Origin of the sequence: Gilliamella sp. Fer4-1 (assembly GCF_001690515.1) — a bacterium.
Classification (GTDB): Bacteria; Pseudomonadota; Gammaproteobacteria; order Enterobacterales; family Orbaceae; genus Gilliamella; species Gilliamella apicola_C.
In genome coordinates this window covers 25,427-35,835 of the sequence record NZ_LZGZ01000205.1, presented here as the reverse complement: position 1 = coordinate 35,835, position 10,409 = coordinate 25,427, and the positions used below count along the sequence as shown (strand labels likewise).

Below are 10,409 nucleotides of genomic sequence, written 5' to 3'. Positions count from 1 at the left end.
GCTCATAAATAAGGATAGAATCTTTCCATGGGGCTAAATGGTTAATATGTAATAAGGCCTGCGTTAATGATGTAGTAACTTTACTATTGGGTGGATAATAAAAAAACATACCAAGTAGTTTAGCTAATGTGATAGTAACTAACTTATCCAAATAAATATCTCCTTAGAATGGTTCTATCAGTTAGTTACACTGATACCCCCAAAAAAAACCCGTGGTAATTATGACATATTACTTATACTTCTTCAGGATTAAGTATTTTACCTAAGGTATCGCCAGACATCTTAGCTTGTGCATGGGGTTTTATTACAATATTGGGCTTAGTGAGCTGTGAGCTTGGTAGTGGTGCAATATCGCATTGTTCGCCATAGTGCTGGCGTAGCGTTTCAATTTCATCAAAATCTAAAGCTCGCTGTGGGCATGACTCAACACAAACAGGCTTTAATCCCTCGGCAACACGTTCATAACAACCATCACATTTTGACATGACCTTTTTTTGATAATCAAATTGTGGTGCTCCATATGGACAGTGTGTTTCACAATTTCGGCACCCCATGCAAATGTCTTGATTAACAACCACTAAGCCATCTTGTGAACGTTTATACATTGCCCCCGTTGGGCAACTCTGCACACAAGCAGGTTGTTCGCAATGATTACATGCGATAGACAAATAATAGGTAAAAGTATCATTTTGCCAAAGATTATCAACTTGCTGCCAACCACCACCACCATATTCATAAACACGGCGAAAACGGACGCCTAAAGCATTATCTTTTTCATCTTTACAACTCACTTGGCAAGTTTTACAACCCGTACATTTTGAAGAATCAATATAAAATCCATATTGCATTTTTATTATCCGTCCTTTTATTTATAACGCTAAACACGTATCTGATACTGGTTTGACATCAACCAAGTTGGTATGCTGTGGATTTGCTTTAGCAAGCACCGTTGGACGCAATGATGTTAAACGATTAATGCAACCGCCAATATCAACCCCTTCAGCATTATTTTTTGCCCACATTCCTTGGGGAATCGCAACAACACCTGGTAATATCCTTGGCGTAACTTTAGCAACAATATGCAACCGACCGCGATCGTTATAAACTTCAACTAATTGTCCATGTTTTATTTGCCGTTGTTCAGCATCAAATGGATTAATCCAAATACTGTTAGCGACAGCTTCACGCAATTGTGGCAAATTACTGTAAGTAGAATGGCATTGCCCTTTGGTATGAAATCCAATAAGTTGCAACGGATATTGTTGACGTTTAGATTTATCTTCACTGCCTTCAATCGCTGGTAAATAGGCAGGAATAGGATACAGCACATCTTGCGCATCAAGTTCCCATTCATTGGCAATGTTCGCTAACGTTTCTGAATAGATTTCTATTTTTCCTGACGGGGTAGTTAATGGATTTTTAATGGGATCATCTCTAAAAGCTTTTAATCCAATTTGGCTATCACTATCGGCAAGTTTGCGATCGATAACCCCCATGCCATCGGTATCAGCAAAAGGCGGTAAATGCGGATCACGTTTTCGCAATTGTTCATAACAATGTGCTATCCACTGCTCTTGAGTACGACCTTCGGTAAATTTGTCTTTTACCCCCATTTTCTCAGACAATTCGCTTAATACATCATAAACAGGGCGGCTTTCCCAAAGCGGTTTAATAGCACTTTGCATACGGATAAGGTAACAATATGCCCCAGATGAATAAGAATTATTAATCAAATCATTATTCTCAACCGATGACACATCAGGTAATAATAAATCAGCATACTTAGCTGATGCCGTCATATGTGTATCCCAAACAAGAATAAATTCACATTTTGACTCATCTTGCAAAATCTGGTGAGTACGATTGAGATCTGAATGTTGATTTCCCAATACATTACCCGCATAATTCCAGATAAATTTGATCCCCACATCCAATTTATCTTTACCTTTAAGGTAGGCATTTTTAGCAGTCATGCTTGGTCCATCTTCAATCGCTTTCGTCCACAAAAAGAAAGGAATACTGGTTTTTATTGGATTAGGTAAATTAAAGTTAGGTATAGGATAAACAACGCTCCCGCCCCAAGTTCCAATGTTAGTGCCAGGTTTACCAAATTGCCCCGTAATAATTGGTAAGATCATAATGGCTCGCGCAGTATGTTCACCATTTTGCCAACGTTGCACACCATAACCTTGCGAAATCCAAGCAGCTTTAGCATCAACAATATCTATTGCGAGTTTACGAATTTGTGTTGCTGAAATACCTGTTTTTTTGGCTGCCCATTCTGGTGTTTTCGCTGCTTTGTCATAGCCTAAACCTAAAAGGTAAGATTTATAATCACTATAAGGCGGTGCACTATCAGGCAAAGAATCGGCATTCCACCCAATACAGTATTGATTAAGCATATCCTCATCAATACGATCTTGCTCAAGTAATGTATAGCCTATTGCCGCAACTAATGCCGCATCAGTACCGGGAATAATCGGGATCCACTCAGCATTATACGCAACAACACTTTCACTACGACGAGGATCAATAATAATCACCCTTGCATGACTTTGCGCTAACGCATGAAAAAGCTCGGTAACTTGCCCACCGCCTGACATTCTAGTTTCGGCAATGTTATGTCCAAACATAACCACTAAATCAGAATGCTTGATCTGATCCAGTAAAGATTCTTTAGCATGACCAAACAAATAAGGCCGAATAGCTGAAATCTGCCCGCTTGAATAATCACCATGGTAATTTAAATGACCACCAATGATACTTAAAAAACGCTGACATGCATTACGCCCTGAAAGATTAGCGCCCGTTGTTCCTGATCCATACTGATAATAAATTGCTTCATTGCCATATTGATTAATCGTATATTTAAGTTTATTTGCAAGTAAATTAATCGCTTCATGCCACGAAATACGTTTAAATTTACCTTCACCACGTTTACCAATTCGTAACATTGGATACTTTAAGCGAGCAGGATCATAAGTTCGCCAACGAACCGCTCTGCCTCGAAGGCAAGGACGAATTTGGTGCAACCCAAAGACAGAATCATTTACCCCATCTTCTGACGCTATTTTAGTAATAATATCGTTTTTTACATGGACTTTTAAAGGACAACGGCTACCGCAGTTAACTAAACAAGCGCTATAAATAATCTTTTCTTTATGAATAGGGTGAGGGTGAAAAGTTGCGCTATGAGTAACTGCGATGTCAGATTTGGCATCGGTAAAGGGCAGTTGTATTTTACTCGTTATTGCCACTACGTCATTAATTGTTATTGTTTTTTGTGAAAAAGTGTATCGGCTTATTTTATTTTTTAATTTACTCACATTTTTCCCTAATATTTATATGGGATCAGTTGATAATAATACTAAAAGGTGAATAAATAAACTAAAACCGAAAGAAATTAGCCACTAACATTTACTAGTATCGAGGTCACTGTCCATCTTTCTCAACAGTTTTTTTAAATATAATCCATTAATATGAAAGACTTTTATTATTCCTTTATAAAATAACAGATCTTATGTGTAGTGTAGTTTACTAAACTTGACGGCTCACGCCGTCAATAGTGATGTTAATTTCAGCAATGTAACCCCCTCTTTTTAAGGCGTTACACATGCCGTTATAGCGTAAGCATAAGGGCCATTATTTAAACGAACACCTCCAGATGAATCAACACCAAACTTATCAGCAGCCCAATATTCATCATCGAGCCAATCGTCGCCTCTACCCGACCCATAAGTAAAATCACCCCACTCATTAAATAACCCCCCTATCCACCTTTCACCACTTTTGTAGCTAACTTGGCGCAGGTTATAATTTCCTTGCCCTGGCACCCCCCAATGCCAATCAGAGCTATTCGCATTGGTGTAGTCCCCAACACTCGGTATACGATAACGACTTCCTAAACTATCGCAGAATATTTGAGCTTCATCATAAGAGCCGTCACCAGAATCATCTGGATTTGCTATATACCAACGTTCTATCTTAAAGCTATACAATAACTGGCTGTGGCTACTGTCGGCGTAAAGCTTAAATAATGAGGGACTAAATTTCTTTTTATCCGAGGCTTTACTTGGCCCCTTTAATGTTATTTTTAACTCACTGTTTTCAGTACTTAATAATAATTCCGCTGAGTTACTACCACTGACGGCTGAAACGGTTGTGCCATTAGCATCAATGACCTGTTCTGGCGTGACACCGCCTAACCCTAAATGAAAACTGAGCCCATTTGAGCCCGTTGTCGGAAAGTTTTCCTCTGGAATATGGCTATTTACCACCAGAAAACCTAACCCTCGTACCCAGTTTGGCCCCTCCCCACCACCATACCTAGCTGGAGGGCTTGCATAACAAGTGCGCACTCCATTTTTCGCTTTTAAATAGTAAGTTTGACTCACATAATCGAAATCCCTTGCCTTTGGCACGCCATATTGAGTTGACAGTTGAGCATCATCTATGGAAAGTGTTAACACATACCAAGAGCAAGGGTCTAATTTATCTATAGGATGGCTCTTAACGATACGAGTAAGATAATCACTATTTCGATCATACAAAAAAGCATCTAAAGTACCCGTTATATTGCCATAACTATCCCCATCATCATCCAACAAATTATTGCCACCGATTATCTCGCTTAAGTCAATAACTGAGTAATTGTCAATATTGGGAATGGGGACTAATGTTTGAATACCATCAAACGAATCTGCATTACTCGGCAATTCAATTGTATAATAATTATCCACAACCGTAGCATTTGGATAGAAATTTGACTCCCCATTTCTAGGCACATACTCGCGCCCATCGGATAGTCTGATGCCTAATAGTGCTTGAATATTGCCTTTAGTGACACCACCATCAAAAGTAAGATAGGGAGCGCTCCCATGTATCACTTGTGTTGTTGTGGCTGATAATGCACTGGCATAATGAATATGGCACGTGATTAAAAATAGGCTTAATATAAAATGACACAATATCGCCTTTACGTTATAACAATACGATTTAAGTAAAACACATACAGAAGAAAATGTTGAAACAAAAAATAAAATAACAAGATACTGATAATTATAGCTTGAACGCCACCGCTGGTAAGTGATCATTTTTAACATTTTTATTTCCCTCCCAATATATTCATATTAGTATTTTATTAACAATCATTGATATTAACGCCTCAAACTTGTGCCGTTAAATAATGATAGTTAAATTGAATTATAAATGCTTTTGTCTATTTTATTAATTTATTAACAATATTTTTCTTGTTTATTAATAAATTTTATAACTTAACGTTGTCTATTTAAGTTTATTAGATTTGATGGTGACTTGATTAACTACCTTCACCATTGACCTTGGTCTTATTTATGAAAGGTTGTTATAATAAGCCCATTTATTCGGATAAATAGAAACATTATGCCACAACCCACTTATAACGCCGTTGATATTGAAGTATTAAAAGGCCTTGATCCTGTTCGCCATCGCCCTGGAATGTACACTGACACAAGTCGTCCAAATCATTTAGGGCAAGAAGTCATTGATAATAGTGTTGATGAAGCGATCGCTGGCCATGCTTGTAAAATCAAAGTGACACTTTATGAAGATAACTCATTAGAAGTTATCGACGATGGTCGAGGTATGCCTGTTGATATTCACCCAGAAGAAGGCGTGCCAGCCGTTGAGCTATTGCTTTGCCGCTTACATGCTGGTGGTAAATTTTCTAACAAGAATTACCAATTTTCGGGCGGTTTACACGGTGTCGGTATTTCAGTTGTCAACGCCTTATCAAAACGCGTTGATGTTACCGTTCATCGTGACGGGCAAGTGTATGAAATCGCGTTTGAAAATGGCAACAAAGTTGAGGATCTACACGTTACTGGCACTTGTGGGCGCCGTAATACTGGCACCAAAGTCCATTTTTGGCCAGACGAAAAATATTTTGATTCACCAAGATTTTCTGTTCCTCGATTGTCTCATTTATTAAAAGCCAAGGCAGTACTTTGCCCAGGGCTTGAAATTATCTTTAAAGATAAAATTAACAATACTGAGCAACGTTGGTGTTATCAAGACGGTCTAAAAGACTATTTAATGGAATCTGTTAGTGGTTACTCACTATTACCCGAACCCCCTTTTACTGGCAACCATATTGGTGAAACGGAAGCGGTAGAATGGGCGCTACTTTGGTTGCCCGAAGGTGGAGAGCTATTGACTGAAAGTTACGTTAACTTAATTCCAACGGTACAAGGTGGTACGCATGTTAATGGTTTACGTCAAGGCTTGTTAGATGCTATGCGTGAGTTTTGTGAATTCCGCAATTTATTACCACGAGGCTTAAAATTAACTGCCGATGATATTTGGGAACGCTGTGCTTATGTGATTTCGGTCAAAATGCAAGAGCCGCAATTTGCAGGTCAAACTAAAGAGCGCTTATCTTCACGGCAATGTGCAGCTTTTGTTTCGGCTATTGTGAAAGATGCATTTAGTCTTTGGCTAAATCAAAATGTACAATTAGCCGAATTACTAGCCGAAATGGTCATTTCGAGTGCGCAAAAACGCTTAAAGGCATCTAAAAAAGTTATCCGCAAAAAATTAACCAGTGGACCTGCTTTACCGGGTAAATTGGCGGATTGTTCATCGCAAGATTTGAGCCGTACTGAGCTTTTTTTAGTGGAAGGGGATTCTGCCGGTGGTTCAGCCAAACAAGCGCGAGACCGTGAGTTTCAAGCCATTATGCCACTTAAAGGTAAGATTTTAAATACTTGGGAAGTGTCATCTGACGAGGTGCTTGGCTCACAAGAAATTCATGATATTTCAGTAGCAATAGGCATCGATCCTGATAGCAATGATTTGAGCCAGTTACGTTATGGCAAAATCTGTATTTTAGCCGATGCCGATTCTGATGGACTACATATTGCCACTTTACTTTGTGCGTTATTTGTTCGTCATTTCCGCACCATGGTTGAACATGGGCATGTCTTTGTTGCGATGCCACCACTTTATCGTATTGATTTGGGTAAAGAAGTTTATTACGCGCTTGATGAAGAAGAAAAAGAAGGTATTTTAGAGCAACTTAAACGCAAAAAAGGTAAGCCAAATGTACAACGTTTTAAAGGTTTAGGGGAAATGAACCCTCTGCAACTACGAGAAACGACAATGGATCCCAATACACGCCGTTTAGTACAGTTATCGCTTGATGATACAGAGCAGACTATGGCATTAATGGACATGTTACTTGCCAAAAAGCGCTCAGAAGATCGCCGAGAATGGTTACAAGAAAAAGGCGATCAAGTTGAACTTAATGTCTAATAAACAGAATGATTTAGAGGAACAATAATGAGTGAGATAACTCATGACGGAGTAGAAATTCAGTCGCTACGTACCTTTACCGAAAGCGCCTATTTAAATTACTCAATGTATGTCATTATGGATCGTGCACTGCCATTTATTGGTGACGGTCTCAAACCCGTGCAACGACGCATTGTCTATGCCATGTCAGAGCTAGGTCTAAATGCGCAAGCAAAATTTAAAAAATCAGCACGTACCGTAGGTGATGTGCTTGGTAAATATCATCCTCATGGTGATAGTGCCTGTTATGAAGCTATGGTACTGATGGCACAACCCTTCTCTTATCGTTATCCATTAGTTGATGGACAAGGTAACTGGGGAGCGCCAGATGATCCTAAATCATTTGCTGCCATGCGTTATACCGAATCTCGCTTATCGAAATATGCTGAATTATTATTAGGTGAGTTAGGGCAAGGAACGGTTGATTATACCCCCAATTTTGATGGTACTTTGCAAGAGCCAAAAATGTTGCCAGCCAGACTACCGAATATTTTATTAAATGGCACAACGGGGATTGCGGTTGGTATGGCAACCGATATTCCCCCACATAATATTCGTGAGGTGGCAAATGCCGCAATTATGCTGGCAGACAATCCAAATGCAACTTTAAGCGAAGTAATGGCTCACATACAAGGGCCTGATTTTCCAACCGAAGCTGAGATTATTACGCCACCTGATGATATCGCGAAAATCTACAAAACAGGGCGCGGGTCAATTCGTATGCGTGCGGTTTGGAAAAAAGAAGATGGAGATATTGTGGTTACAGATCTCCCCCATCAAGTATCGGGCGCTAAAATCCTAGAACAAATTGCTTCTCAAATGCGAGCCAAAAAGCTACCTTTAATTGAAGATTTACGCGATGAGTCGGATCACGAAAATCCAACTCGTTTAGTGATTGTGCCACGTTCAAATCGAGTCGATTTAGAACAAGTGATGAATCATCTATTTGCAACAACTGATCTCGAAAAAAGTTACCGCGTTAATATGAACATGATTGGGCTTGATAACCGCCCGTCAGTCAAAGGCTTGATTGAGATTCTTACTGAATGGCTAGAGTATCGTAAAAATACCGTTACACGTCGCTTAAATTATCGTTTAGATAAAATTTTAAAAAGGCTACATATCCTTGATGGTTTATTGATTGCATTTTTAAATATTGATGAAGTGATTGAAATTATTCGCAACGAAGATGAACCGAAGCAAGAATTAATTAGCCGTTTTGCATTAACTGATATTCAAGCCGAAGCGATTTTAGAGTTAAAACTCCGTCATTTAGCCAAACTTGAAGAAGTACGTATTAAAGGTGAACAAAGTGAGCTTGCAAAAGAGCGTGATCATCTGCAAGCTTTGTTAGCTTCGCCTAAAAAACTGAGTAATTTAATTAAAAAAGAGCTAAAAGAGGATGCTGAAAAATATGGTGATAAGCGCCGTTCACCGATTGTTGAGCGCAGTGAAGCTAAAGCTATTAGTGAACAAGAGTTAACACCATCCGAACCTGTTACTGTTATTTTGTCTGAAATGGGCTGGGTTAGAACCGCTAAAGGTCATGACATTGATGCTACAGGTTTAAGTTATAAAGCGGGTGATAGCTTTAAAGCCGCCGCGAAAGGAAAAAGCAATCAACCCGTTATCTTTTTCGATTCAACTGGTCGCAGTTATGCTATCGAGCCAAACACATTACCATCGGCTAGAAGTCAAGGTGAACCATTAACGGGAAAATTAGCGCTCCCCGCTAACGCAACGGTTGAACATATAGTGATGAGCCAAGAGGATAATCAAAAATTGTTACTTGCTTCAAGCGCTGGGTATGGCTTTATTTGTAAATTTAGTGATTTAGTTGCTCGTAATCGTAATGGTAAGGCGATTATCAATTTACCGAAAGAGGCAAAAATACTTGCACCAATTGAAATTACATCTGAAGATAGCTTACTACTATCTATTACTCAAGCTGGGCGAATGCTTATCTTTCCTGTAAAAGATCTACCTGAACTGGCTAAAGGCAAAGGGAATAAAATTGTATCTCTTGCAGGTGCTGATGATAGCCTTGCTTATCTACTATTAATTACACCAGAAACATCGATAACCTTATATGTCGGTAAACGCAAACTTACGTTAAACCCTGTTGATTTACAAAAATTTAGGGCAGAACGCGCACGTAAAGGAAGCACCTTACCACGGGGTTTACAAAAAATAGATCGAATTGAGGTAAACAAATAATGTCTTTTATCTGGGCAATGATCACCGGCTTTGTATTAAGCCTTATATTAAAAACGGGGTGGGGCTTTATACTAGGGCTATTTGTTGGACCAATGCTTTACCAAACTTTTTGTAATAAATTGACCGAACAAAAAACCAAAGCAAATCCAGAACTTTACTTAACGGTGGTTTTTGAAGTGCTAGGCCATTTAAGTAAAGCGAAAGGCGTTGTCACACAAGATGATATAAATCTTGCAAGCCAATTTATGGATAGGCTACAACTTAATAGTAGCAGCCGAAAACTTGCCCAAGACTCATTTAATCGTGGCAAGGCCAGCAATTACCCACTACGATCACGCCTTCAAGAGCTTTATACTCAATACCGTTTTAGACGCAACGTACTAAACATTTTTTGTGAACAATTGATTCAAGCAGCATTAGTCGATGGTGTGTTGGATGATAAAGAACAACAAATCCTGTTGATTGTGGCAGATGAATTAAATATTTCTCATCAAAAAATGGCATTATATATCCAAATGATGATGGGCAGTTACCATTTTCACCAAAATAATTACAGCTACCAACAAAATCAACGTAGCCAGCACCAATATGATCAATATCAACGCAATAACAATAACCATGGCGCTTACCAGAATCGCTCATCACAATCAGATCTACAAAACGCTTACAAAATATTAGGCGTTAAATCTACAGCCGAAATTCCCGAAATCAAAAGGGCTTATCGAAAATTAATGAATGAACATCATCCTGATAAATTAGTTTCGAAGGGCTTACCCAAAGAGATGCTAGAAGCAGCTAAAAAACGTGCGCAAGAAATCCAAGCCGCTTATGATCTTATCAAAACGTCTCGTGGTTTTAAATAG

At 38.9% G+C, this 10,409-nt stretch carries 6 protein-coding genes; 3 read left to right on the top strand and 3 right to left on the bottom strand.

Annotated features, from left to right (window positions below; translation table 11 throughout):
* Positions 1–233 precede the first annotated feature (233 nt).
* The 3 genes from A9G30_RS07540 to A9G30_RS07530 form a co-directional block, all read right to left on the bottom strand.
* Positions 234–848: a DMSO/selenate family reductase complex B subunit gene (locus tag A9G30_RS07540; RefSeq protein ID WP_065582211.1), complete on the bottom strand. Its 615-nt coding sequence runs from the start codon at positions 846–848 to the stop codon at positions 234–236.
* A gap of 21 nt (positions 849–869) precedes the next feature.
* Positions 870–3,326: a DMSO/selenate family reductase complex A subunit gene (locus A9G30_RS07535; RefSeq protein ID WP_081295752.1), complete on the bottom strand. Its 2,457-nt coding sequence runs from the start codon at positions 3,324–3,326 to the stop codon at positions 870–872.
* Positions 3,327–3,599: 273 nt separating this feature from the next.
* Entirely contained in the window at positions 3,600–5,102 is a 1,503-nt protein-coding gene (locus A9G30_RS07530; protein ID WP_065588558.1) for a hypothetical protein, read from the bottom strand.
* A gap of 298 nt (positions 5,103–5,400) precedes the next feature.
* Here A9G30_RS07530 and parE point away from each other — a divergent pair, with 298 nt between their 5' ends.
* Genes parE through djlA form a run of 3 tightly spaced genes read left to right on the top strand, consistent with a single transcriptional unit; the run spans position 5,401 to position 10,409 of the window.
* Positions 5,401–7,290, top strand: coding sequence for a DNA topoisomerase IV subunit B (parE, locus tag A9G30_RS07525; RefSeq protein ID WP_065588557.1), 1,890 nt, complete (start codon positions 5,401–5,403; stop codon positions 7,288–7,290).
* Between the two features lie 27 nt (positions 7,291–7,317).
* Complete coding sequence (gene parC / locus A9G30_RS07520; RefSeq protein WP_065588556.1) at positions 7,318–9,546, top strand: DNA topoisomerase IV subunit A; 2,229 nt, start codon at positions 7,318–7,320, stop codon at positions 9,544–9,546.
* Positions 9,546–10,409 carry a co-chaperone DjlA gene (gene djlA / locus A9G30_RS07515; protein ID WP_065582217.1) on the top strand — a complete coding sequence of 288 codons (864 nt, stop codon included), beginning with the start codon at positions 9,546–9,548 and terminating at the stop codon, positions 10,407–10,409. Before parC ends, djlA begins: the two co-directional genes overlap by 1 nt.

Excerpts from the sequence above, each read along its gene's own strand:
- A9G30_RS07540 (WP_065582211.1), bottom strand. The coding sequence starts at position 848 with ATGCAATATGGATTTTATATTGATTCTTCAAAATGTACGGGTTGTAAA.
- A9G30_RS07530 (WP_065588558.1), bottom strand. The coding sequence starts at position 5,102 with ATGTTAAAAATGATCACTTACCAGCGGTGGCGTTCAAGCTATAATTAT.
- parE (WP_065588557.1), top strand. The coding sequence starts at position 5,401 with ATGCCACAACCCACTTATAACGCCGTTGATATTGAAGTATTAAAAGGC.
- parC (WP_065588556.1), top strand. The coding sequence starts at position 7,318 with ATGAGTGAGATAACTCATGACGGAGTAGAAATTCAGTCGCTACGTACC.
- djlA (WP_065582217.1), top strand. The coding sequence starts at position 9,546 with ATGTCTTTTATCTGGGCAATGATCACCGGCTTTGTATTAAGCCTTATA.